General features: G+C 46.2%; 22 protein-coding genes. 20 read left to right on the forward strand and 2 right to left on the reverse strand.

The window, feature by feature from the left end:
* The first annotated feature begins 20 nt into the window (after window positions 1-20).
* Window positions 21-530 (forward strand): hypothetical protein, encoded by a 510-nt coding sequence (locus L7E55_RS09710; RefSeq protein ID WP_277443963.1) that lies wholly within the window; start codon window positions 21-23, stop codon window positions 528-530.
* On the opposite strand, the gene L7E55_RS09715 is transcribed toward L7E55_RS09710, so the two are convergent.
* Window positions 531-1,847 (reverse strand): polysaccharide deacetylase family protein, encoded by a 1,317-nt coding sequence (locus tag L7E55_RS09715; protein WP_277443964.1) that lies wholly within the window; start codon window positions 1,845-1,847, stop codon window positions 531-533.
* 69 nt (window positions 1,848-1,916) lie between these two features.
* On the reverse strand, window positions 1,917-3,116 hold the full coding sequence (locus L7E55_RS09720; protein WP_277443965.1) for an MFS transporter: 1,200 nt from the start codon (window positions 3,114-3,116) through the stop codon (window positions 1,917-1,919).
* A gap of 144 nt (window positions 3,117-3,260) precedes the next feature.
* Here L7E55_RS09720 and L7E55_RS09725 point away from each other — a divergent pair, with 144 nt between their 5' ends.
* From L7E55_RS09725 to murA, 19 genes are all read left to right on the forward strand, one after another.
* The gene (locus L7E55_RS09725) at window positions 3,261-4,376 is read left to right on the forward strand and encodes a glycosyl hydrolase family 18 protein (protein ID WP_277443966.1); all 1,116 of its coding nucleotides are present in this window, start codon (window positions 3,261-3,263) and stop codon (window positions 4,374-4,376) included.
* Window positions 4,377-4,537: 161 nt separating this feature from the next.
* Window positions 4,538-4,756, forward strand: a complete 219-nt coding sequence (locus L7E55_RS09730) for a FeoA family protein (protein WP_277443967.1) — start codon at window positions 4,538-4,540, stop codon at window positions 4,754-4,756.
* 19 nt (window positions 4,757-4,775) lie between these two features.
* Window positions 4,776-6,620, forward strand: a complete 1,845-nt coding sequence (feoB, locus tag L7E55_RS09735) for a ferrous iron transport protein B (protein ID WP_277443968.1) — start codon at window positions 4,776-4,778, stop codon at window positions 6,618-6,620.
* Window positions 6,621-6,793: 173 nt separating this feature from the next.
* Window positions 6,794-8,014 (forward strand): D-alanyl-D-alanine carboxypeptidase family protein, encoded by a 1,221-nt coding sequence (locus L7E55_RS09740; protein ID WP_277443969.1) that lies wholly within the window; start codon window positions 6,794-6,796, stop codon window positions 8,012-8,014.
* Window positions 8,015-8,101: 87 nt separating this feature from the next.
* Window positions 8,102-8,542 (forward strand): Fur family transcriptional regulator, encoded by a 441-nt coding sequence (locus tag L7E55_RS09745; RefSeq protein ID WP_277443970.1) that lies wholly within the window; start codon window positions 8,102-8,104, stop codon window positions 8,540-8,542.
* Window positions 8,543-8,630: 88 nt separating this feature from the next.
* The gene (locus tag L7E55_RS09750) at window positions 8,631-9,434 is read left to right on the forward strand and encodes a histidinol-phosphatase HisJ family protein (protein WP_277443971.1); all 804 of its coding nucleotides are present in this window, start codon (window positions 8,631-8,633) and stop codon (window positions 9,432-9,434) included.
* Window positions 9,435-9,602: 168 nt separating this feature from the next.
* A complete protein-coding gene (gene mraZ / locus L7E55_RS09755) occupies window positions 9,603-10,040 on the forward strand; it encodes a division/cell wall cluster transcriptional repressor MraZ (RefSeq protein ID WP_277443972.1) in 438 nt (145 codons plus the stop codon).
* A 73-nt stretch (window positions 10,041-10,113) separates the two neighbouring features.
* Window positions 10,114-11,055 carry a 16S rRNA (cytosine(1402)-N(4))-methyltransferase RsmH gene (gene rsmH / locus L7E55_RS09760; protein ID WP_277443973.1) on the forward strand — a complete coding sequence of 314 codons (942 nt, stop codon included), beginning with the start codon at window positions 10,114-10,116 and terminating at the stop codon, window positions 11,053-11,055.
* Window positions 11,056-11,198: 143 nt separating this feature from the next.
* Window positions 11,199-11,840: a septum formation initiator family protein gene (locus L7E55_RS09765; protein WP_277443974.1), complete on the forward strand. Its 642-nt coding sequence runs from the start codon at window positions 11,199-11,201 to the stop codon at window positions 11,838-11,840.
* On the forward strand, window positions 11,731-13,857 hold the full coding sequence (locus tag L7E55_RS09770) for a stage V sporulation protein D (RefSeq protein ID WP_277443975.1): 2,127 nt from the start codon (window positions 11,731-11,733) through the stop codon (window positions 13,855-13,857). Before L7E55_RS09765 ends, L7E55_RS09770 begins: the two co-directional genes overlap by 110 nt.
* Window positions 13,858-13,950: 93 nt before the next feature.
* Window positions 13,951-15,447: a UDP-N-acetylmuramoyl-L-alanyl-D-glutamate--2,6-diaminopimelate ligase gene (locus L7E55_RS09775; RefSeq protein WP_277443976.1), complete on the forward strand. Its 1,497-nt coding sequence runs from the start codon at window positions 13,951-13,953 to the stop codon at window positions 15,445-15,447.
* A gap of 66 nt (window positions 15,448-15,513) precedes the next feature.
* Entirely contained in the window at window positions 15,514-16,905 is a 1,392-nt protein-coding gene (locus tag L7E55_RS09780) for a UDP-N-acetylmuramoyl-tripeptide--D-alanyl-D-alanine ligase (RefSeq protein WP_277443977.1), read from the forward strand.
* An 18-nt stretch (window positions 16,906-16,923) separates the two neighbouring features.
* The gene (mraY, locus tag L7E55_RS09785; RefSeq protein WP_277443978.1) at window positions 16,924-17,910 is read left to right on the forward strand and encodes a phospho-N-acetylmuramoyl-pentapeptide-transferase; all 987 of its coding nucleotides are present in this window, start codon (window positions 16,924-16,926) and stop codon (window positions 17,908-17,910) included.
* A 47-nt stretch (window positions 17,911-17,957) separates the two neighbouring features.
* A complete protein-coding gene (gene murD, locus L7E55_RS09790) occupies window positions 17,958-19,328 on the forward strand; it encodes a UDP-N-acetylmuramoyl-L-alanine--D-glutamate ligase (protein WP_277443979.1) in 1,371 nt (456 codons plus the stop codon).
* Window positions 19,329-19,350: 22 nt separating this feature from the next.
* Window positions 19,351-20,454, forward strand: a complete 1,104-nt coding sequence (gene spoVE / locus L7E55_RS09795) for a stage V sporulation protein E (protein WP_277443980.1) — start codon at window positions 19,351-19,353, stop codon at window positions 20,452-20,454.
* Between the two features lie 12 nt (window positions 20,455-20,466).
* The gene (murG, locus tag L7E55_RS09800) at window positions 20,467-21,588 is read left to right on the forward strand and encodes an undecaprenyldiphospho-muramoylpentapeptide beta-N-acetylglucosaminyltransferase (protein ID WP_277443981.1); all 1,122 of its coding nucleotides are present in this window, start codon (window positions 20,467-20,469) and stop codon (window positions 21,586-21,588) included.
* A gap of 267 nt (window positions 21,589-21,855) precedes the next feature.
* Complete coding sequence (gene murC, locus L7E55_RS09805; RefSeq protein WP_277443982.1) at window positions 21,856-23,241, forward strand: UDP-N-acetylmuramate--L-alanine ligase; 1,386 nt, start codon at window positions 21,856-21,858, stop codon at window positions 23,239-23,241.
* A complete protein-coding gene (gene murB, locus L7E55_RS09810) occupies window positions 23,234-24,145 on the forward strand; it encodes a UDP-N-acetylmuramate dehydrogenase (RefSeq protein WP_277443983.1) in 912 nt (303 codons plus the stop codon). Before murC ends, murB begins: the two co-directional genes overlap by 8 nt.
* A 14-nt stretch (window positions 24,146-24,159) precedes the next feature.
* A complete protein-coding gene (gene murA, locus L7E55_RS09815) occupies window positions 24,160-25,419 on the forward strand; it encodes a UDP-N-acetylglucosamine 1-carboxyvinyltransferase (protein ID WP_277443984.1) in 1,260 nt (419 codons plus the stop codon).
* Window positions 25,420-25,675: the final 256 nt, after the last annotated feature.

Below are 25,675 nucleotides of genomic sequence, written 5' to 3' on the forward strand. Positions count from 1 at the left end.
AGGGAAATGCAGGTTTAGTTATGGTTAACTGGAACAGGATTTACAATCTGTTAGATGATATTACCCCCCTGGCCGTGAACTGCGGCCTTCTTTGCGGGTCGGCTTGTTGTACAGAGTGGGAGCAGGGCGCCGGTATTTACCTCTTGCCCGGGGAAGAAGGCATGTTCAGCGGGCTCGAGGAATGGCTGGTACGGGAAGAACGCTCCACCGGGGAATATGGGGTCATTATTCGTTGTAACGGAACCTGTCCCAGGGAAAGAAGACCTTTTGCCTGCCGGACTTTCCCAGTCACGCCGTATCTTTCGCCAGAGGGGAAATTAGAGTTGCGTCTGGATGAAGCGGCTGTACTTCTTTGCCCCTTAGTAAAAGCAGGCGACATAAGGATATTGGAAAAACGCTTTTTAATGCGGACTAGACTCGCCTGGGAGGAACTCCTGCGCGAACCGCAGATTAGAAAAAATATTGAATGGAAATCACGCCAAGTTGACATTATGGAAAAGGATCCATGGAGGAAACTGTTAGAGCTTTAGTTAACGTGGCGCAACAGTTTCAGGGATACCGGCGGGCGGGTAACGGCGCATTAACTCTTGCCTGGTCATAACCACATATTTGGGTGATAGTTTTTCTCTATATGTCTTTGAATTCTTAAAGCCGCCAGGATGGAAAAGTGACAGGAGCAGATTTTCGTACCAGCCTGTAAACATACGGAAAAGGCCTGGCTTTAATTCATACGTTGTAAAACCAAGACGTACCGTACCGCGGTGCAGAAGGGTGATTCCCAACAATAGCTTCGCTTTGCCGTACCGTTTATCGTCTTTCATCAGTCTGGCCAGTTTAGGTAAACTATGACGTACTTCCCGCATGGCGATGACAGCAATTCGTTCAGTCGAGGAGTGTTCACCCAGCAGTTTCAATAAAAGGTCGTTGTTAATATGAATTTCAATGTAATAGTCTCCCTTTTTTAGCAGGGAGCCATCTTTCATCAACCACTCTTGCCCGTGGTAACGGCGAAGCGCCAGCCGCCAGATGAATGATTGATCATCTTTGATGTCTTTAATCCCGGAAAGCAGCCTGATTATCCTGTCAACAAAACTCCATAAAAATATAACCATCCTTTTTGCCGCTGAACCATTATTTTTACCTGCCATGATCTCTTCCAACGGGGCCACCCGCAAGCCGCGCAGGGTTATTCCCTCCAGGATTTGGGGCAGGGCGGCAATCACCCGGTCTGGCCCTCCCGGAGCGGCGCCAGGCGCGGAGTCGCTGTCGTGGAAAATAAGGATGACTCCGTCCCGCAGTTTATTCAATACCCTGCGCGTTATGCTTTCCGGCGTGGCATGTTTGGCCCAGTCCCAGCTCATGTAAGTCCAGAGCACTACTTTTAGACCCCTGCTCCAGTAGTACCATAGTGAAGACAAGTTGTAGAGCCCCCAGCATGGACGAAAATAAATCGGTTTTTTACCGGTTAGTTCTTCGAGTACGCGATTGGTATCGGTAATTTCAGTGATTGTGGCGCGAGGGCCCAGCAGCCAGGCGGCTTTGTGCCTGAAGCCGTGGTTGCCTATTTCGTGTCCGGCTGATGTAATCTGTTTAATTAAATCAGGATATAATTTGGCCTTGGCGCCGGTAATAAAAAAACTGGCCTTTACCTGATGGCGGTTTAGTATATCCAGTATTTGCGGGGTGTAACGGGGGTCAGGTCCGTCGTCAAAAGTAAGGACGACTGTACCTTTCCCTTTTGTGGCGCGTGATATGACGCCAACTTGGCCGAAACGGGTCAGAACCGTAGGGGCGACAATATATACAATCAGAATTATTAATAAGATTTTAGCGAAGTAAGGTTCCACAAAAAACCCCTCTCGTTCGATACTGGAGTAGAAATAAAGCGTGTCTGTTCCGGTTAAGTCTTTGAGTTATCAGCAAAGCCGGTTATTGGCAAAGAATCTCTCCACCGGATAGAACATGTAAAAGAATGACATGATAGCCAGTAATGTTGTACTTATAATGATGGGAGCTTGAATCCCCATGTATTTTGCCACGACACCACCAATAGCCGGTCCAATGGCCACACCCATGCCTTCAATAGTGGAAAAGACACCCCAGCCGGTAGCCTGTCTCTCAGGTGGGACAGCTTTAGCGAGAAGATTGTTCCAAGCGGGTAAAACCGCGGCGTATGAAAAACCTACCAGGGCTGCTAACAGGTAGGCGTTAAAGGCATTGCGGACAAACGAAAAAGCTGCCAGTGAAATCGCGCTCATGCCAAACCCGGCACTCAGAATCAATTTAAGAGTCACCCGGTCAGCCAGGCGGCCCATCGGCAGGAATGACAGGGCAGCCGCCGCTCCGCCAATTAATAAAAGGATTGCGTACTGGTTCGGTTCCAGCCCAATTTTATTTTGCGCATACAAGGGAAGCAATGGTAGTAACAATCCCCCCGCCAAGGTTTGCAGAAACATACCCGGCAAGAGAATCTTTTTTACAGCTTGATTCCGGAGCATACTTGATACTTCTTTTTTGAAAGAGAAGCCGTGATCGGTGTCTGCTTTATACTCCGCCCCCGGTAATAGCGTTGCGGCTACAGCCAAAGCAATACCCCAAAGAAAAATCAACAACCAAAAGGCGATACTATAGTCCCGGGTAATAAAGAAGTTGATAACAACCGGACCTCCGCCGCCGCCAACCAGCCATACAGCAAAAATAACACCCATCCGGGCCGCCCGTTCTTTTAGCTGAACAGGCGCCACTTCACTTATTACGGCAAGCCATACCGGTGAGACGCCTAGTCCCAATATGGCTGACCCGGCAAGCAGGAGAGGGGCGGAGGGGTAAAGTTTCATCAATACCAGGGCCGCCAGTCCGAATAGCAAACCGATCAGCATTGTTGAGTGCCCATGGCGGTCCAATTGCCAGCCGGCAGCGCCCTTTGAAAGGGTTTCTGCCAGGTAGTGCATAGATACGGCAAGACCAGCCGCGGCTACCGAAATACCTAAATAATTAACCGCGAAAAGGGGGAGGAATGTGAGAAAGAATGCGCCCCGTGTGAATTCAATTAAAAGAAGCACCAGTAAAAGGCAATATTCTTTTGGAGAATTAAGTATATTTTTTAGTTCGTGCAAAAAAATACTCCTTTATTATTTTGAGGAAGTTCAATCTTTTTTATTATACACTATTGGCAGATTAGGAACAATTACAGTTCAAAAGCGTCAAATATAATGATTGTGTTTACATATAATCAATTAATAATAAGTGGTAATAATATAATGAAAAATGAAGCAAATAAAAGTTGTATAGTTGTTTTATACGCTATTTTGTTTTTATTTATTTTTACTACGTGTACTTTTAATCAATTGAGTCGCACTGCCGTTGCCGCGGATTTCAGACTGGGCATCGGGAGTAGCGCGGGCAACTTTGCTTACTCTAATCAGGACGGCAAGCTTAACAGGAAGGTTGTCGGCTTTTATGCTCAGGATTACCCTGGAGATATGCTCGCATACGATTCCTTGGCATGTAGTCATGCTGATATAGATACTATTGCTGTTTTTAACTGTCGCGTAGATGGAACCGGTAATCTGATAAATCAATCAACAAACCACGTAGTTGACTTGGCGAAAAGGGAAAATGTTAAAGCATTGTTATTGGTTCACAATTTCAATAATTATATTGATAAAGATGCCGCGCATAAAGTGTTGTTGGAGGAAAACAGAAATAATCTAGAAGAAAATCTTCTATACACTATCAGACAAAATGGTTTTGATGGCGTTAACATTGACCTGGAAGGGGTTCCCCCTGGTGATAGAGAGAACTATATCAAACTCCTGACAGAATTGAAAGAATTGTTCAGTCCCCATGGATATCTGTTAACAGTATCTATCCCGGCGGAAACACGGGACAATCCGAAAAGCGATTGGAGTGGGGCTTATGAATACAGTGCCATTGGTGAAATTGCCGACTTGGTTATTTTGATGACCTACGACGAACACTGGTCCGGCGGTGAACCCGGCCCTGTCGCTTCCCTGCCATGGGTTCAACAAGTGTTGGACTACGCCCTTGAAACCATCCCAAAGGAGAAAACACTCATGGGGATCGCCGCTTACGGATACGACTGGTCTGCCGGGAAAGGTCATGTGATCTTCTGGAACGGAGTGAACTCACTGGCTGATAAATATGGGGGCGCCAAATGGAACGACAAATTTTCCTCGCCTTTTTTTACATATTATGATGAAAAGGGATACAAGCATGAGGTATGGTTTGAAAATAAATATAGCTTGAGATTGAAATTGGATCTGGCAAACTGCTACAATATCGCTGGTATCGCTGTTTGGCGACTGGGTTTTGAGGACTCTAGTTTTTGGCAAACAGTAAGTGAGAAGTTTTAATAACACCGGAGGTAAGACCGTCCACTTCGCTGGATAATACTTGCGCCGGAATTCGTGAAAAAGGTTATTGATAGTTTAAGAGTTTATATGTATAATCTAATTGAGAATGGTTTTAATTATCATAATAACGATAATGATTATCATTATTGGAGGGGATGCTGTTGACCCTTGATAATGCAAAAAAAGGTCAGTTGGTTAAGATAACCAATATTCCCGACGAAGTAACCCGCATTAAGGCCATTCGTTTTGGGATATCTGAGGGAGAAGTTGTAACCTGCCTTGAGGTAGTGCCGGCAGGTCCGGTGGTAGTATCTAAAAATAAACAAGAAATAGCTATCGGCAGGAGTTTGGCCAGTTATATTTGGGTTGAGCCATGCTAGAAGTAGGGGGGAGGAGGTATTGGATAACAGCGGGATAAAAGCCGGCAACCCGGCGGCAGGGAAAAAGATAGTCCTGGCCGGCAACCCGAATGTTGGCAAGTCAGCCCTCTTTAATATACTCACCGGCTTATATGTCGATGTTTCAAATTACCCGGGGACCACTCTCGACATGACCTGCGGCCGTTATAACGGCGATGTGATAATTGAGGCGCCGGGTGTTTATGGCCTGTCTTCCATGAATGACGAGGAGAAGATAACCCGGGATATTATCCTGGCGGCGGATGTCGTGGTAAACGTCGTTAACTCGCTCCATCTTGACCGGGATTTATTCTTTACCCTGCAGATTATTGATATGGGCATCCCCATAGTCGTAGCTTTGAATATGACGGATGAGGCTATGCAGGTAGGTCTTGAAATAAATATAAATTTACTTGAAAAATTATTGGGAGTTCCTGTTGTACCTATCGCCGCCGTATCTGGCGCCGGTATTGAAGAGTTGAAGGATAAAATTTACTCTGCCCGGACAGGACACGTTAATCTTGCCCTGATGGAAAAAATGAAAATGCTTCTTTCTAAGATGAATAGGAGAGAAGCGCTGCTTGTTATTGAAGGAGACGCTAAACTCAGCGAGTGTTACGGAGTACAACCCGGAACCGAACGGGAAGCTATTTACCGTGCCCGGCGGGAAAACGTGAACCGGATTGTGGCGCAAGTTGTCAGAGAGATTAACAAAGATGCAAGCATTGCCGCCAGGTTAGGGAACTGGATGCTTCTTCCTGTAACGGGTTTTCCGCTGTTAGCCTTGACTTTGTGGGCTGTTTACGAACTGGTGGGAGTTTTCCTGGCTCAATTTGTAGTCGATCTCACCGGGGGTTTTATGAGCGGGTATTATGAGCCGGCGGTCAGGTCGCTACTTAGTGGAGTCATATCACCGGAAGGTGTCATATATTCGATTCTCGCCGGACAATACGGGTTGCTGACTTTAACTGTCACCTACTTGATTGGCCTGTTGTTTCCGTTAGTGCTGGGAATCTTTTTTGTTCTTTCTATTTTGGAAGACTCGGGTTACATGCCCCGCATCGCCACTTTGTTGGACCGCACATTGACTGGAATCGGCTTGAATGGACAGGCAGTGATCCCTCTGCTGCTAGGATTCGGTTGCGTTACTATGGCTTGTATAACCACTAGAATCCTTGGGTCCGACCGTGAGCGTAGAATAGCAATATTCCTGTTGGCGCTCGGGGTTCCCTGCTCGGCGCAGATGGCTATAATTACAGCTGTGCTTGCCGGTTCGGGCGTGTCTTATATGCTTTTATACATGCTGTTTATGCTGTTTATGATAGTCGGCGCCGGCACGTTGCTGGGGCGTTTTTTACCTGGCAGGCCATTTCCCTTATTGATTGAATTACCGCCATTACGTTTGCCCGGGGCTAAAAACGTCTGGAAAAAAACTTGGGGCAGATCATACCAGTTTATTAAAGAAGCTTTTCCCATATTTGCCGGGGGAACACTATTATTAGGGATTCTGGATGTTTACGGTGTTTTGCATCAATTGCGATATCTACTGGCGCCTGTAACCGTAAGCTGGTTACACCTGCCGGAGGAAGTGGCCGATATCTTTATCATGGGTTTTATTAGGAAAGAATTTGGAGCGGCAGCCGTCTTGAATCTACAAATGTTGCCTCTGCAGAAGTTTGTTGTAATGCTTACACTTTCATTAACCGTACCTTGTATCGCTTCAACAATGGTGATTTTCAAAGAACGCGGCTGGCGCGAGGGGTTATTGATATGGGCTGCTGTTTTTGCCACGGCATTTATTGCTGGCGGGTTAGCTACGCGTCTATTGGAAATCTGGTTAGTTTAAACTGTCCAAGGTTTTGCGAATGACGGAGTATCTTGTTGCTATTTTTTGTTATCACTCTGGGATAGGCGCTGGCTGTATGCTATAATATAGTATTAGTTATGTTAATATCAGAAGCAAGATAAATAATTGTTTGGATATAAACAGATCTGATAGATTATTCTTAGGTGAACATAATGCATAAAAAAACTGGCCAGTGGATCTTTTTGGCGATATTGTTTATTTTTATTGTTTCGGATACATCGCTTGCTGCCACCAGTCCTGTAGTTGTGGGGGGTGCGGCAATAGTTATTGACAGTAATAACGGCCAGGTGCTTTATGAGAAAAATTCGCACCAGCACATGTACCCGGCTAGCACCACCAAAATTCTAACTGCTATAATTGCTTTGGAAAACAGCAATCTGAACGATCAGGTTAGAATATCAAGTAATGCGTGTAATGTAGAAGGTTCAGCCGTTGGTTTGCAAGAGGGCGAAAGAATTTCCATGGAAGACTTGCTCTATGCGTTGATGTTGAATTCGGGGAACGATACGGCGGTAGCCATTGCTGAACATGTCGGGGGGTCAGTTAGTGGATTTGTCGACCTGACGAATAAAAAAGCGGCGGAAATTGGCGCCGTTGACAGCCATTTCAATAACCCCAACGGGTTACCTGACCCCAATCATTACAGTAGCGCGTATGATCTGGCTGTTATCGCCCGTTATGCCATGAAGAATCCTGAATTTCGAAAAATTGTCGCTACAGAAACTAAAAATATCCGGCGCGAAAATCCTGAGGCACAGACTTATCTTTTAAATCACAACAAAATGTTGTGGCAGTATGAAGGTACTATCGGTATTAAGACCGGTTACACGGACGCAGCGGGACAATGTTTAGTAGCGGCTGCCAACAGGCAGAACCGGGAGTTAATAGCCGTGGTATTGGGTAGTGTCGGAACCAGTATTTGGGATGATGACAGAGCTCTTTTAGACTATGGCTTTGTTGAATTTAAATCAGCTTCCGTTATTGATGCGGCTAAATACGTCACGGATACGAGCGTTAAGTATGGAGTATCAACCTCGGTGCCGGTTGTAGCCAGCCAGTCCTTTACTTATGATTTTCCGAAGGATAAACCAGTAGAAGTCAGACAAGAGGTAAGATTAAAAGAACAAGTGTCTGCGCCTGTGGTTGCCGGCCAAAAACTAGGTGAACTGGTTTTCTTCTCCGGTGAGCGTGAAATCGGGCGTGTAGATCTGGTGAGTCAGCAGGATGTGCGAAGAAAGTGGTCCGTTCACTGGTGGCAGTGGGTTTCACTGGTACTATTTATATTATTATGGCGATCTGTAAACCGGTTTCGGTACAAATACCGGCGCCGTGGTTATGTCAATCTTGATAGACGTAAGTATTACTGGAAATAAGTCTGTAGATTATTTACAAGTGTTCTTTCGTTTACAGGTGCATGAAGATTGCTTATACTACAAAAAAGCATTGCTGGTGGTGTTTTTATGAATAATAAGGTTATTTCCGATATTAGCGAGAAGTTGAGGGAGAAAGAATGTAAATTCACATCACGACGGGAGCATATATTAAAGGTTCTTTTGGAGAACAAAGGAAAACACCTTTGTGCAGAGGAAATATATAACCTGGTTAAACAAAAAGCGCCGGATGTGGGAATTGCCACGGTATACCGTACATTGGAACTATTTCAGGAATTTGATATTATTAATAGCATGGATTTTGGGGACGGGCGTAAACGTTACGAGTTCGGCGGAGTTGAAGGGATGAATCACCACCACCATCATCTCATATGCACCAAGTGCGGCGCAATTACTGAAGTGAATGAGGATTTGCTGGAGGAGTTGGAAAATAGGGTTAGCAAGCAGTATGATTTTAACATAACCAACCATCAGTTGAAAATTTTTGGTATTTGCAGAAAATGTGTCTGAGCCATGCCACACAAGTTGTGGTATATTTTTTTATATGCTTAAACATTTTAAAAGCAGTTATCTCTCAAGTAAGGGAAGGAATTAAACAATGCCGGTAGATTATCATTTACATACCAAAATGTGCGGCCATGCCACTGGTGAGATTGAAGAATACCTCGCTGCGGCCCAAAGACAGGGTTTGGCTGAGGTCGGTTTTTCAGACCACCTACCGTTATATTTTTTACCCCCTAAAAAAGCAATTCCCGGCTATGCCATGTTATTGGATGATATCCCAACCTATATAAGAGCTGTCAGGCGGTTGCAGGAAGAGAGTTGGCCGGTGCGGATTAAACTGGGGGTGGAAGCCGATTATGTCCCCGGTCATGAAAGTAAGCTGGAAGAATTGCTGAATTCCCAACCCTTCGATTATGTGATCGGATCGGTTCATTTTATTGATGGCTGGAGCTTCGATAATCAGGAAGAAGTAGATAAATACAGCGAGTGGGACATTTGGGAGCTATATGAAAAGTACTTTAACCTAGTCCAGCAGGCGGCTCTAAGCGGCTTTTTCGATATCATGGCTCACCCCGACTTGATAAAAAAGTTTAATTATTCCCCTTCAAAAAGGTTAACCCCTCTTTATGAAGATACCGCGTTGGTTTTTAAAAAGGCGGGGGTGTGTGTCGAGGTCAATACTGCAGGGCTTAGGTATCCGGTGCGAGAGATCTACCCTTCCCGGGACTTTTTAAAAATTGCATTCCGGCACGGACTGCCTGTTACCCTTGGTTCCGACGCGCACCACCCGGAACAGGTCGGCGCGGGATTCGCACAAGCGATAGCTTTAATAAAAGAAGTCGGTTATGAGGAAATAACCTTGTTTGATCAACGGACAAGAATTTCAAAAAAGATATAATTACAAAACAATAATTACGATTGTAGCACCTGATGAGTAAAATATTCATCGGGTTTTTTATTTTCATAATTTTATTTTTAAAAAAAGGAATTTTATCATTAATATAGAATTAATTGTGGTGGAAAGTGGTGGTAAGTGGATCGCTTTTGGCTAATGAGGTTGCCTGTCATGTTTATGGGAGAATACCAGCACATTGTTGATGCCAAAGGAAGGCTTTTTATACCGGCCCGTCTCCGAGAAGGCCTGGGAGATCTTTTTGTCTTGACAAAAGGTCTGGATGGATGCCTTTTCGCTTATCCCTGTCAGGAATGGCAGGTCTTAGAGCAAAAGCTGAAATCACTCCCCTTTACCAGGAGAGATGCCCGGGCCTTTGTTCGGTTTTTTTTCTCGGGAGCGACAGAGTGTGAAGTTGATAAACAGGGAAGAATATTAATCCCGGGCAACTTGCGCGAATACTCCAAGCTGGAAAAAGAAGCTGTTGTAATTGGTGTTTCGACCCGGGTGGAAATCTGGTCTGCTATTGAATGGGAAAATTACAAAACGAAGGCGGCTTCTTCTTATGAAGATATAGCTGAAAAAATTATTGATATTGATTTGGAGTTGTAAAAACGACAAAATTCAACAATTTAATATCCTGAAGTCGAAAAATATGGTAATATAAGGACAGTGGAGTAGTTTCATGAATTTTGTTCATGTTCCGGTGATGTTGATTGAGGCTGTCACTGGACTTAACATCAAACGAAATGGTGTTTACGTTGACTGCACACTTGGCGGCGCGGGGCATAGTGAAGCCATATTAAAACAGATCGGTCCCCACGGGCGGTTGATAGCGTTTGATCAGGACCCGGAGGCCATAGCTTATGCCAGTGAAAAATTGGCGCCGTACCGGGGCAAGGTGGAGTTGGTGCGGGCTAACTTCAAAGATTTGGCGGTTAAACTAAAGCAGTTAAAAATTGAATCTGTCGATGGAGTGTTGTTCGATCTCGGCGCTTCGTCACATCAGTTCGACGACCCGGCCCGGGGTTTCAGCTACCTGAATAACGCTCCATTGGACATGAGGATGAATCCTGAGCAAGAAATAACTGCCAGGGAACTTGTTAATAAATTGACAGTAAAAGAGTTGGCCCGGATCATCAAAGAATATGGTGAGGAACGCTGGGCATCCAGGATAGCCGAATTTATCCATGCGGAAAGAAGTCACCAGGCAATTGAGACTACCGGCCAACTGGTTGAAATAATCAAGAAAGCAATTCCAGCCCGAGCCAGGCGTAGTGGGCCACACCCGGCCAAACGGACTTTTCAGGCATTGCGCATAGCGGTTAACGGCGAACTTGAGGTTTTAGCCGGAGCTGTACGTTCTGCTGTCCAGGTTCTCGGTAACGGGGGAAGGATTTGTGTTATTTCTTTTCACTCATTAGAGGATCGTATTATTAAAGACCTATTTCGAGAACTTGCCGCGCCTTGCTCTTGTCCGAAAGAATTCCCGGTATGCGTTTGCGGCAAAAAAAAGGTTCTAAATATTATTACGACGAAGCCGATGGTGCCCGGACCTGCCGAATTAGAATGCAATCCCAGGTCCAGAAGCGCCAGGCTCAGGATAGCGGAAAAAATATTAAATTAGTAGTGATAAATCATTGTCACTTGCATCTATCTAATGGTGAAGCGAAGCTTCATGGGCGTCTGGCTACTGAATACTGACTACTATGGAATAATCTACCTCGGCATATGTTCAGTTGTTCTATTCTTCAGGGGGCGTGAATAAGATTGATTGTAGCTCGGGAGAAGACAGGCAGCTATGGTTTTTTTGATGAATCGTTTCAATCGAGAAAAACACGCAGGCGCAGTGCGGTTTTCAAAAGTGAAAAACTCGCGCTTACCGGCTTCGTTCTTGCGATTTTTTTAGTGGGTGTATTTATTACTTATTACTGTTCCCAGCTATTTACCCTCGGTTATCAAATAAACCGCCTGAATAAAGAACTGGCCGCCCTTCGCGTGGAAAATCACGGATTGGATGAGGAGATTCAACAACTGGTAAAACTGGATAATATTGAATACCTGGCTGTTCATAAGCTTAATATGGTTAAACCGGATGCTAATAATTATTTAGTAGTCACCGTTGCCGACCCGACTTCACGTGAATTGACTACCCAGTCAAAAGAACAGAACAGCCAACCGCTTGCCGTTTCCTGGGGTGAAAAAGAAAAAAACCGCTTGATTAAAACCTTTGATGAACTAGTTAACCGGTTTGAAAATAAAAACTGGCTAGAGTCAAGGTTACGGTTTTGGGAGGGGGCAAATGCAAACAACAAACATATTGATTCGAAAGAGAATAACCATACTGTTTCTAACAACCGTTGCTGTTTTCTTGTTTCTGGTTTTGCGTTTGGGCTGGCTTCAACTTGTTGAAGGGGACAGGCTGAGAGCGGAAGCTCTGGACATTCGAACCCGGGATGTACCGGTGGAGGCCAAGCGAGGGGCGATACTTGACCGGAACGGCAATGAGCTGGTGACAAGTATTAGCGTGGATTCCGCATATGCGTTTCCTCCCCAGATTGTTGATAAACGGGGAACAGCGGATAAAATAGCCGGTGCTCTTGGAATGGATAAGGAAGATGTGTATAAAAAGCTCACTCAAAATGTGGGCTTTGTCTGGCTAAAGAGACGAATTGACTACGAATCGTCCCAAAAATTAAAGGCGCTCAAAATAGATGGTGTCGAACTAGTGGAAGAAAACAGGCGTTTTTACCGCCAGGATAGTTTGGCCGCTCACTTGCTGGGATTTGTCGGGGATGACAACCAAGGTTTAACTGGGTGTGAAAGTGTATATGACAATGAACTGAGAGGAGTCCCCGGCCGTATCGTTATTGAGAAAGATGCCGTGGGAAGAAGCATTCCTGAAGCGGTGCACAAGTATATTCCATCAGTGCCCGGCAACAACCTGGTATTGACAATTGACCAGACTATCCAGTTTTTCGTTGAAAGGGAACTGGATAAGATCACAGAGTCCTACCATCCGAAATTAGCTGTTATGATCGTAATGAATCCCAAAACAGGGGAAATCCTTGCCATGGGCAACCGGCCGACATTCAATCCGGGCGAGTGGCAGCGTTATCCCCAGTCTGTGTGGGACCATAACCCGTCCATCTGGTATAATTATGAACCCGGTTCAACTTTTAAGATCATTACAGCCGCCTCCGCCCTGGAGGAAGGCGCTGTGAGAACGAGCGACACTTTTAATGACCCCGGCTTCATTAAAGTCGCTGACCGGACAATCAGGTGCTGGTACGATGGCGGGCACGGTTTGCAAACCTTTGAAGAAGTTTGCCAGAATTCATGCAACCCAGGTTTTATTACTGTTGGTCTGAGATTGGGAAAAGAAAAATTTTATAAATACATCAACAAATTTGGTCTCGATCAAAAGACAGGCATCAGCTTGCCCGGAGAGGAAGTAGGAATTCAAATTCCCGAGAATGAAGCCACCGACTTAAATATTGCCACGATGTCGATAGGCCAGTCTATCGCAGTTACACCAATCCAGCTGGCTTGTGCCGCTTCCGCGGTGGCTAATGGGGGAGTTTTGTTAAAACCCACGCTGGTTAAGGCGATTACCGACCCTAACGGAAAAGTGCTGAAGGAATTTAAAGCTGAACCGGTTCGCCAGGTCATTTCGAAAGACACCGCTCAAACCTTAATGAGATTGCTAACTAATGTGGTCCAGAAGGGAACAGGTAGAAACGCTTTTGTCGACGGTTACGGCGCGGCGGGCAAAACCGGTACCGCCCAGGTAGTAGGACCCGGAGGTTATGTTGACGGTAAGTATGTTGCTTCGTTTATGGGCTTTGCGCCGGCGGATGACCCGCAAATTGCCGCTCTGGTGATGGTGGCCGAACCCAACGGCCCAAATTATTTCGGCAGTCAGGTCGCGGCGCCGGCCTTTAAAGCGGTAGCATTGGATAGCCTGCACTACCTGAAAGTTCCGGAAAGGACTGAAATAGAAAAGCCTAGAGATCCTTTTATGTTTCAAGAACCTAAATCTAGGGTCGTAGTTCCGAATGTCGTGAATTATCCGGTGGAGGACGCTCAAAAGGTGCTGAAGAACGCTGGATTCGTAGTTCAGACAAGAGGTCAGGGTGGTTTTGTAAGCAATCAGGTTCCCAAGGGTGGTGTTGATGTTTTGAATGGCTCCACTGTAATTCTTGAATTACAGGAAATTGACGCATCCAATGAGGTTGCCATGCCTGATTTAAAAGGACTGACAATTAAAGAAGCAGGCAGTCTGCTTGAAAAGCTGGGACTTGTCTTAAGCCCGGCAGGCACAGGTTTGGCTATCGGTCAACAGTCGCCACCCGGCTCAAAAGTACCCAGAGGGACAACAATTAACGTTGAATTTGGTGAAAGCTTTGTGCAAACTTTGCATGACTGAGTCTTTAATAAATGTCAATAATGGAAATACTATGAAATATTGTAGGGCCTGACCATTCTTAAGCATTACAATTCCTATTTGGAGGATTCTTAATTGCTTTTGAGAGAACTGCTTGAAGCGGTTGATATCCGGGCTGCCGGCGGCAATCATGATGTCCGGCTTAAAGGAATAACCTATGACTCGCGCAAGGTGCGCCCGGGTTTTCTATTCGTTTCCATAAAGGGATTTAAATCTGACGGGCATGATTATGTGGGTCAGGCAATAAAGCGAGGCGCTGTTGCGGTGGTAATGGAGCGTGAGCTTGAATTGCCGCCGGATATCGCATGGGCTGTTGTTCAAGATACCAGGCATGCTTTGGCATTACTGTCAGCGCGGTTTTTTGGCGATCCTTCCAAACAGTTGAAGATGATCGGTGTAACGGGCACCAATGGCAAAACGACGACCACCAGCCTTATCTCTTCTATCCTGAGCTCATCCGGGGAAAAAGTGGGGTTGATCGGGACTGTTCATAACAGAATTGGAGCCCGGATTATACCTGTTAGTCATACTACCCCTGAATCGACTGATTTGCAGGAATTGCTTGGAAAAATGATCGTGGAGGGAGTGGGCGCCTGTGTTATGGAAGTTTCTTCTCATGCTCTGGCGCTAAACCGGGTAGACGGCTGCGAGTTTGATATGGCTGTTTTTACAAACCTCACCCAGGATCACCTTGATTTTCACCAGAGCATGGAAGATTATTTGGAAGCAAAATTGAAGTTGTTTAAGAGCCTGAACTTGCCTGGTGATAAGGGAATTATCAAATGCGCCGTGATTAATGCCGATGATCCGGCGGCGGAGCGCTTTGCCCAAGCTGCCGGTGGTTTAATTTACACCTTCGGCGTCAAAAATACGGCTGATGTTTATGCTACAGAGATCAATGTCAACGCCCGGGGTGTCAGTTTCAATATCGGTGGGAAATTAGGCAGTTGTCAATTAAATCTTCATTTGACCGGCCTGTTTAACGTATATAATGCGTTGGGCGCTTTTACCGCAGCGGCGGCGCTTGGCGTGCCACAAGAAATAATTAAAGATGCTCTTGAGAACGTTCAGGGAGTGCCTGGCCGTTTTGAACAGGTCGATGCGGGTCAGGATTTCACAGTGATTGTTGATTATGCCCACACGCCGGACGGTCTTGAAAATATTCTTAAAACAGCCCGTCAGTTGACCCGAGGGCGCTTAATCACAGTTTATGGTTGCGGAGGGGACCGTGACCGTGGAAAACGTCCGATGATGGGGAGTATTGCCGCAAAATACAGTGATTTTCAAATTATTACATCCGATAACCCGCGCACTGAAAATCCGGCAATAATTATTCAGGGCATTATTGAAGGGGTCCTGCCGCTGGTCCAAAAGGAGAATTATCTTGTGGAACAAGACCGGCGCAAAGCGATTGGCCTGGCAATTAGCATGGCACGTAAGGATGACGTAGTGATCATAGCCGGTAAGGGTCACGAAGATTACCAAATAATCGGCACGGAAAAATTTCCGTTTGACGACCGCCGGGAAGCGGTTTTAGCCATTAAAGAATTACGCGGAGATAAGATGGATTAGAGCTCAGAAAACGAATTTGAGACCGCTGACTGCGGGATTATTTGTTAATAATTTATGGGGGTTAGTATGAAATCAGCCACCTTGGGGGAAATAGCTCAAGCAATCAACGGTGAAATTATCCAGGGCGATTCCGGGATTGTAATCAACCGGGTTTCTACCGATAGCCGTAGAATAGAGCCAGGAAGCCTTTTTTTTGCGCTGCGGGGTACAAGGTACGATGCCCACCAATTCCTGGACCAGGCAATCGCAGCGGGCGCGGGAGGTCTGGTAATTGACCGTGATGTCGAGGTAACCGCCGGTATTACGGTAATTAAAGTGTTGGATACGCTAGCCGCCCTGCAGGCTTTAGCCGCATCGAACAGGGAACGATGCGGGATACCTTTGATCGGGGTGACAGGAAGCACAGGAAAAACCACGACAAAGGATATGATCGCGTCTGTTTTAGGTACACGCTTACATACCATAAAAACCATGGGTAATTATAACAACGAGATTGGTCTGCCGCTTACGCTTTTGAATATGGATGAAAACAGTGAGGTCGCGGTAGTAGAAATGGGTATGCGAGGACCTGGTGAAATAGATGCTTTGTGTCGGATTGCCAAGCCTAATGGCGCGGTAATTACCAACATCGGGGAGACCCATTTGGAGTTGCTGGGGACGGTTAGCAACATTGCGGCAGCCAAGGGAGAAATATTGGAAAATATACCAACCGACGGGTTTGCCGTGTTGAATGCGGAAAGTTCATTTATTCAAAGAGAAGCGAAGCGCTGCCGCGGGAAGGTTGTTTTTTTCGGCATTGAGCAAGAATGTGAGATAACGGCTAAAGATATTATAGCAGAAAGTGGAGGGAACCGGTTTACCGCGGAAATTGCCGGGTATGAGGGGGAATTTTTTCTACCGGCGCCGGGGCGGCATAATGTGATGAATGCGCTTGCCGCGATTGCGGTGGGAAGGGAATTAGGTCTTTCTATCGAAGAAATAGCAGAAGGACTGAAAACAGTAACTTTATCAGATATGCGCCTGGCAATTATTGAGGTGGGAGATATCAAAATTATTAATGATACATATAACGCCAGTCCGGTTTCAACCGGAGCGGCGCTCCAGGTGCTGAAAGAAGTTTCTTGTGGCAAAAGTATGGTAGCTGTTCTCGGCGATATGCTGGAACTGGGGTCCCGGGCGGTGGAAGGACACCTTGAAGTTGGTTCGATCGCGGCTGATTTGGGAGTGGACAGTTTGGTGGCGGTTGGTGATCTTGCTTCAGGAATAGCGGACGGGGCTCTGAGATCCGGCATGCCGGCAGGTAAAATTTACCGTTGTGCCGATAATCGAGAAGCGATAACAGTTTTAAACGTTATTCTCCGGGAAGGAGAAGTGGTACTGGTCAAGGGTTCCAGAGGCATGCACATGGAGCAGATCGTTGAGAGTCTAGTTAATTTTCCGAACAGAACTTGCAAGTGATAATAGTAGGAGGCATTCATGCAAGAGTTGTGGATGGCATTCGCTGCCTCGCTTTTTGTTACATTACTGCTCGGTCCCCTAGTAATACCCGTTTTGCGAAAGCTAAAGTTTGGCCAGAACATTCGGGCGGACGGACCTGCCCGGCATCTGCAAAAAGCAGGTACACCCACCATGGGTGGGGTGATATTTTTGGCAGGCGCGTCAGCGGGAGTATTATTTATCGCTCAGGGGGCGAGGGATAGTATTATTGTGCTCGTTGTGACCCTGGGGTTCGGATTAATTGGGTTTCTTGACGATTATATTAAGGTTGTGCTAAAAAGGTCGCTGGGCCTGAGAGCGCGGGAGAAACTTTTCGGACAGTGTCTTCTAGCAACTGGACTGGCTTATTGGGTAGTATACTTATCGGACAGGGGCACCAGCCTTTCCCTTCCCTTTTCATATTTGGTGATTCCGGGAGGTGTAGACCTTGATTTGGGCTGGTGGTTGTTCTTGGCGTTTACCGTTCTTATCGTTGTCGGAATGGCCAACGCTGTTAATCTTACCGACGGGCTGGACGGCCTGGCTGCCGGTGTAAGCTTGCTGGTTGCGCTCGGTATGATGGTAATTGCTTTAATTGTGGACAAATCAGGGGTCGCGCTAAGCCTGGCGGCACTTGCGGGGGGCTGTCTGGGTTTTCTTTATTACAACCGCCACCCGGCCAGAGTATTTATGGGTGACACCGGTTCCCTGGCCTTGGGAGGAGGGCTGGGCGCCGCCGCGGTAATAACAAGAAGTGAATTATTCTTAATAATAATCGGCGGGATCTTCATTATTGAAACGCTTTCTGTAATTATCCAGGTGATATCCTTTCAAACCAGGGGTAAACGTATTTTTCGAATGAGTCCGTTACACCATCATTTTGAACTGGGCGGTTGGGGAGAGAACAAGGTGGTGCTAACCTTTTGGACAGCTACCATAATCTTTGGCATGATTGGCCTTGCTGGATTTTGCCACTTGGGTAAATGAAAAGTATTTAACTCCATTTCGATATAGTTTTAGAGAGGCTGGGACCGATGGAACTTAAGAGTAAAAAAGTGCTGGTTGTCGGAGCCGGCAAAAGCGGGCTGGCAGTCGCACACTTTATCGTAAAAAAAGGCGCTGTTGCTGTTCTGGCAGATGCCAACAATCCGGCTTATCCGGATGATCAGTTGGCGGAATTGGTTGCTGAAGGGGTTGAGCTTTCTCTTGGCGGATACCCTGATGTTAAAAAGGGGAGTTTCGATCTGGTGGTAATGAGCCCAGGGGTACCCCTTACTGTCGAGCCGGCCAGGGCTGCCCTGGATAACGGAATCCCCGTCACCGGAGAATTGGAACTTGCCTACCATTTTACCGAATCGCCAATTGTGGCGATTACCGGGACGAATGGTAAGACTACTACTACTGCTTTGATTGGCGCTATTTTTCAGGATGCCGGTATCTCTACCCTGGTTGGCGGCAATATTGGCCTCCCATTAGTTGCAGAAGTGGAGAAATACTGTTCCAACGATGTGATTGTGGCCGAAGTATCAAGTTTTCAGCTGGAAACGGCCAGCTCTTTTAAACCGAAAGTGGGGGTGATTTTGAATATCACTCCGGACCACCTGGACCGCCACGGCAATATGGATAATTACATAGCGGCCAAGTCCAGGATTTATGCCAACCAGGAACCTGGTGATTATATCGTGTTAAATTATGATGATCCCCTGACTGCTGAGCTTGGGGCAAAATCACGCGGAGAAACAATTTATTTTAGCCGGCGCAAAGAATTGGAAAATGGTGTCTTCGTCGTTGAAGGAAAAATCGTGGTAAAATTGGGCGGAAAAGCTGAAGTGATTTGCGGAATTGATGATTTGAGCATTCCCGGCGCACATAACTTGGAAAACGCGCTTGCGGCAGTTGCAGCCACTAAGGTAATGGGAATAAACAACCGGTCGCTGGCTGCTACCTTGAAAAATTTTAAGGGAGTAGCTCACCGTTTGGAATTTGTAGCGGAAATTAATGGGGTAAGGTACATTAACGACTCTAAGGGGACCAACCCGGACGCTTCGATAAAAGCGCTTGAAGCGTATGACGAGCCTATCGTTTTGATTGCAGGCGGTAAGAATAAAGGCAGCGATTTTAGCGAACTTGCTGAAAAAATCAAGGAAAAAGTCAGGGTACTGGTGGTGCTGGGACAAAGCGCCGAATTAATTGCTGAAGCTGCCAGGGCGAGAAGATTTGAAAACATCCTCGCTGCGGCCAACTTCAAGGAGGCTGTGATGCTGGCCAGTCAAGCCGCCCGGCCGGGAAATATAGTTTTATTATCCCCGGCATGCGCCAGTTGGGATATGTTTAAAAATTTTGAAGAGCGTGGAGAGTTATTTCGAGATATAGTTTTAAATATTAAGAGTTATAGAGAAAATTGATCGAAGGGGGTTAGCCTGGACCGTGCAGCAAAAAAAGAAGTCTCCTGACTTTGTTCTTTTCTTAACGGTGATTAGTTTGTTGAGTATAGGCGTTGTCATGGTTTTCAGCGCTAGCGAGTATAGCACCTTGGTCAACTATAATGACAGCTTTTACTATTTTAAACGTCAGTTAGCATGGGCGCTGCTCGGTTTGATTGCCATGCGTTTAACAATGAGGTACAATTATTGGCAGCTTAAACGCTATGTTTTACCTATCCTGACAATAGCTTTAGTGCTGCTTATTTTGGTTTTGATCCCGGGTATCGGCAAGGAGGTGAACGGGGCGCGGCGTTGGATTAACGTTGGACCGCTGCCTTTCGCTCCCGCTGAACTTGTCAAGCTTTGTTTAATTATTTTTACTGCGTACGGTTTGGCAAGGCAAAAACATAAGGTCAAGACTTTTTCGAAAGGCGTATTGCCTTACCTGCTGGTTATGTCATCTGCGGCCCTCCTGATTTTAATTCAGCCTGACCTGGGGACGGCTGTATCTTTGGCTGGAATAGTAATAGTGATGATTTTCGCCGCGGGCGCAAGGCTAACCCATCTTGGGAGTATTGCGGTAAGCGGCTTGGCGGCTGTGGGTTTTGCTATTGCTATGAAACCCTACCGGCTGCAACGTTTAATGGCATTCCTGGACCCTTGGGCCGACCCCCAGGGTGACGGGTTTCATATTATTCAGGGTTTATACGCCATTGGCTCCGGCGGCCTTTTCGGCCTGGGCCTGGGGCAAAGTAAGCAAAAGTTTCTTTATCTGCCTGAAAACCACACTGACTTTATTTTTGCCATCATCGGAGAAGAGTTGGGTTTTATCGGAGCTTCACTGGTAATATTGCTTTTTGCCCTTTTTATTTGGAGGGGGCTAAAGATAGCGATAACATCGACCGACCCGTTCGCCAGCTTGTTGGCAACCGGTATTACCGCGTGGGTAGGCATACAGTCAATAATAAATATTGGCGTGGTAACCGGATCTTTGCCTGTGACGGGTATTCCTTTACCTTTTATTAGCTTTGGCGGCACCTCTTTGCTTTTTACTATGATTGGAGTGGGGATATTGCTGAATATATCTCAATTTACTGCCGCCCGGTAAGGAGTGAGCTAGTTGCGTTTTGTAGTGTCCGGCGGGGGGACTGGAGGACATATATACCCTGCCTTGGCCATATCCCGGGGTTTAAAAGAAAAATATCCAGGCGCTGAAGTGCTTTATGTCGGGACAACACAGGGAATGGAAGCGGATATTGTTTGCAAAGAGAATCTTCCCTTCAGGGGTATTGTGGCATCCGGATTAGAAAGAAAATTGTCTCTCCATAACTTACTGGTACTATGGCAAGCCGGACGGGGGTTTTGGCAGGCAGCCGGGATTATCCGGCAGTGGCGGCCGGATGCGGTGATTGGGACGGGAGGTTATGTCTGCGGTCCTGTAGTGTTGGCAGCCGCTCTACGCAGGGTGCCTACCTTGATCCATGAACAAAACGCGTTTCCCGGTATTACCAACAGGATCCTATCACGTTTTGCCGGGTGCGTGGCTGTAACTTTCGCCGATTCAATAAAGTATTTCCCAAACCCGAATAAAGTCAGACTTACCGGATTGCCTGTGCGGCCGGAAATCTTGACGGCTGAACGGAAGACCGCTTTGGAGAAGTTAGGTTTAAGCCATGATCGATTCCTCTTGCTGTCGTTCGGGGGGAGCAGAGGCGCCCGTGCTATTAATGAGGCAATGGTTTCCGTAATTAAAAAGTTCGCAAATGATCCACGTTTGAGCATCATTCATGTAACCGGCACATTAGGGTACCAAGAGTTTATAGACAACGCCGCAGCTTCCGGTATAAATTTGGACAAAATTGGGAACGTTACCATTATGTCCTACGCTTACAATATGCAGGATGCGTTGGGAGCGGCCAATTTGGTAGTTAGCCGGGCGGGTGCGGCCACACTGGCTGAATTAACGGTTATGGGCATTCCTTCTATTCTTATCCCGTACCCCCATGCAGCGGAAAATCACCAGGAATTTAACGCCCGCGCCCTTGAGAAAGAAAACGCGGCGCTTGTAGTTCTGGATCGCGAGCTCAATGGGGAGGTACTATGTGGCAAAATAGCTGAACTGCTTGATTACCGTGACAAATTATCTGCCATGAGTGCCGCCAGTAAAAGGCTGGGCAAAAGAGATGCTCTCAAAGATATAATAGAATGTGTGGATGAGTTAATCAAAGCAAGAAATAAATAAATAACCAACTTTTGACACTAAAACTGTTTGTAATAAAAATATGGTAGTATGTTTAAGTTATTATTTTATATATCTAGTGGACAAGTATAAATATGAATAATGTAACACTTTCTTGAAATATGCATAGTATATTCTATGTTTTAGGCGGAAATTGTTTGATTTAGTTCTGTTATGATATTTGTAGTTGAAACAGTACTTAACAAAAAATAAAAGTTGTGTGCAAAAATGGTTATTTTAATAATTATATTAGAAAGGTAGATGTGATTAGTGCAGAAAAAACAGCATGTTCATTTTATCGGAATCGGTGGCTCCGGTATGAACGGTATTGCCGGGATTATGTTGGGGCTAGGTTATAAGGTAACAGGTTCGGACCTGAAAACCACAGCCGTTACCGAAAGGCTGGAAGCCCTTGGGGTGACCTGTTATGCCGGGCATGCTGAGGAAAACTTGGGAAATGCCGATATAGTTGTGGCTTCTACGGCTATTCCCCCCACAAATGTGGAATTGGTTGCGGCAAAGAAAAAAGGCCTGCCGGTTATTCACCGAGGTGAGATGCTGGCAATGCTGATGGATAGGCAAAAGGGTATAGCTATAGCCGGAGCACACGGAAAAACCACAACTACATCAATGATTTCCCTGGTTTTTGAAAAGAATTATCTTGATCCCACCATAATCATCGGAGGTGAATTGACTGATATCGGTGGGAACGCAAAACTAGGCAACGGTGAATATCTAATAGCGGAAGCGGATGAAAGTGACGGATCATTTCTAAAGTTGAACCCTTTCATTGAAATTATTACCAATATTGAGGACGATCACCTGGATTATTATAAAAACGTTGAAAACATTGTAGCCGCTTTTCGGAAATTTATGGCCAAGGTACCGTACGACGGCCTGTTGATAGCCTGTCTGGACAATAGTAGAATAAGAGAATTGTTAAACGAATATGACAGGCCTTACCTGACTTATGCCATTGAACAAAATGACGCGGATTATACCTTGCGAAATCTCCGGCTTGACAATAATACTACGGCCGGCGACGTTTATTATCGGGGTGATTTTTTAGGTTGCCTGGAGTTAAGTGTGCCCGGACGGCATAACCTTTCCAACGCCCTGGCGACGGTTGTGGCCGGACGGTTTATTGGGCTTTCCTTTGATAGAATCGCGGCGGCGTTAAAAAAATTTAAAGGAGCCGGGCGTAGATTTCAGTGTATGGGCGAAGTAAGAGGGATTAAAGTTGTCGATGACTATGCGCACCATCCATCTGAGATAAAGGCTACGTTAAATGCGGCGCGCCAAATGAAAATCGGCCGGGTAGTCGGTGTCTTTCAACCACACCGTTATACGAGGACTTCACTTCTTGGCGAACGCTTCGGAACAGCATTCAGCGATGCGGATATAATTATAATAAGCGATATATATAGTGCCGGAGAACAGCCCATAAACGGGGTGAGCGCGAAAAATATAGTGTCTGCGATTGAGGAAAATGAGCACCGTGAGGTAATTTATCTGCCTACCAGACAAGAGATAGTAAATTATCTGGTTGAAACAGTCCGTCCCGGTGACTTGATCCTGACCATGGGAGCGGGTGATATTTGGAACGCAGGTGTTGAACTGGTCAACAGGTTAAAGGAGAGTCAGAAAATTGGCTGATTTAACCCTTTATCATGGATTGCTTGCGCTTATACCCGGCCGGGTTCGGGCGGGTGAACCGATGAAAAAACATACCAGCTGGCGCATCGGCGGCCCCGCGGATATTTTTGTGGAACCGGGGAACCGCCGGGAACTCCAGCTTGTTGTTTCTTTTGCCAGAGATAAAGGTATTCCTTTAACAGTTATCGGGGCTGGCTCAAACCTTCTGGTTTCCGATAATGGAATCAGGGGGATTGTGGTTAAGATAGGGAATGGCATGGCCAGGGTATTTACCGTTGGTAATGAAATTACTGTGGAAGCCGGGGCTAAACTGGCGGTAGTCGCGTCGACGGCTAGGGATGCCGGTCTGGGCGGATTTGAATTTTCAACGGGAATACCCGGTACCGTCGGAGGGGCTGTGGCAATGAACGCGGGAGCCAACGGCTCCGCCGTGAGCGCGCTGGTTAAGAATGTGTTGATATTAAACTTTGATGGGAATTTTGTCGGTAAGAGTAAGGAGGATATGTCTTTTAGCTATAGGAGAAGCATATTACATTCAGAACCGGCAATTATTGTAGAAGCTACTTTTACCTGTTATCCCAGGGATAAGAAGCTCATCCGGGAAGAGATGGCTGATTACCTGAAAAAAAGAAAAGCATCACAACCACTTTGTTATCCTAATGCCGGAAGTGTTTTTAAAAACCCGCCGGGTGACTCCGCGGGACGTTTGATCGAAGCCACGGGTTTAAAAGGGGTCCGGGTGGGAAACGCCCAGATCTCCACACTACATGCGAATTTTATCATTAATCTGGGTTCTGCCACAGCCAAGGATGTTCTGGCTTTAATAGAGCACGTCAGAGAAGTTGTAAACAGCCGGTTTGGCGTGGATCTGCAACCCGAGATAAAGTTTACCGGTTATGATTAGGCGGAGGTGACAAAATGGAAAAATTCATGATCTTGGGTGGAAACCGCCTTAAGGGTACTATTCGCGCCAGCGGGTCTAAGAATGCCACCTTACCGATATTGGCGGCGAGTATACTCAACGCCGGTAAGAGCGTTATTCACGAAGTGCCCAGACTGGTTGACGTGTCAGTAATGAAAGATGTGCTGACTCACCTTGGCGCTAAAGTCAATTGGGACAGAAACACTATTGAAGTCGACAGCACGAATGTTCAGCCTGTTGAAATTTCCGAAGATTTGATGCGTCGCATGCGCGCTTCAAATCTTCTGTTGGGGGCGCTGTTAAGCAGGTTTGGACGCGTAAAAATATCATACCCGGGTGGCTGCCAAATCGGTAGCCGGCCAATGAATCTCCACTTAAAAGGTTTACAATTGTTAGGCGCCACAATTCAGGAAAAGTTTGGTTATATAACGGCCGAGGCTGATAAGCTGGTGGGCGCTGACATTCATCTCGACTTGCCTAGCGTTGGCGCCACAGAAAATTTGATGATGGCTGCGGTGCTGTCCGAAGGCGTTACATTCATCCGGAACGTCGCTAAAGAACCGGAATTGGTAGATCTGCAAAATTTCCTTAACAGCATTGGCGCTAAGATAAAGGGCGCGGGAACAGATACGATTAAGATCGAAGGTGTCAGCTTAAAAGACCTTAAACCAACTTCTTACACTATTATTCCTGACCGCATTGAAGCCGGGACGTATATTGTCTCAGCGGCTATAACCGGTGGTGATGTAACTGTAACCAACGTAATTCCTGAACACTTAGATCCGTTATTGGCGAAACTGCGCGAGGCTGGAGTCAATATAAGCGTCGGAGATGATAGTGTCAGGGTAGTGGGAAACGGGCGAATAAAAGCAGTCGATATAAAAACGATGCCTTATCCAGGTTTCCCAACCGACATGCAGCCACAAATGATGGCGCTTCTGAGTTTAGCGGAAGGAACCAGTGTGATTACAGAAACTATTTTTGAAAATCGTTTCAAACATGTCGGGGAACTCCGCAGGATGGGCGCTGATATTAAGGTCGAAGGGCAGACCGCGATTATTAAAGGAGTTGATAAGCTAAGCGGGGCCTGTATTGAAGCCAGCGACCTGCGGGCGGGGGCGGCGCTGGTTATGGCTGCCCTTGCCGCTGAAGGCGGGACCGTTTTGGAAAGAGTGCAACACATCGACCGAGGGTATGAGCGGTTAGAAGTAAAGTACAACTCTCTGGGCGCAAGAATTATTAGAGTTCACAATTGATGTGACTCTTTTTTTGATTATCTGAAGGACAGACTATGGTTAAATAGCCTGGCGCCGGACAATACTATTTAAATGTTGAAATTATTTAAATAAAACTTAGAGAGCCATGGACAAGGGGAAAACAGTTGCTATAATCTCATCTTTGACAGTTACAAACTATAAAAAGGCTTGAAAACCCTGTATTTGCAAGGAGTTCAAGCCTTTTTTGTTATTCTTAAAAAGTGAGTAATGTTATTATTTTTTAACCCTGCTTAAA

Source organism: Pelotomaculum isophthalicicum JI (assembly GCF_029478095.1).
In the GTDB taxonomy this organism is placed as follows: Bacteria; Bacillota; Desulfotomaculia; order Desulfotomaculales; family Pelotomaculaceae; genus Pelotomaculum_D; species Pelotomaculum_D isophthalicicum.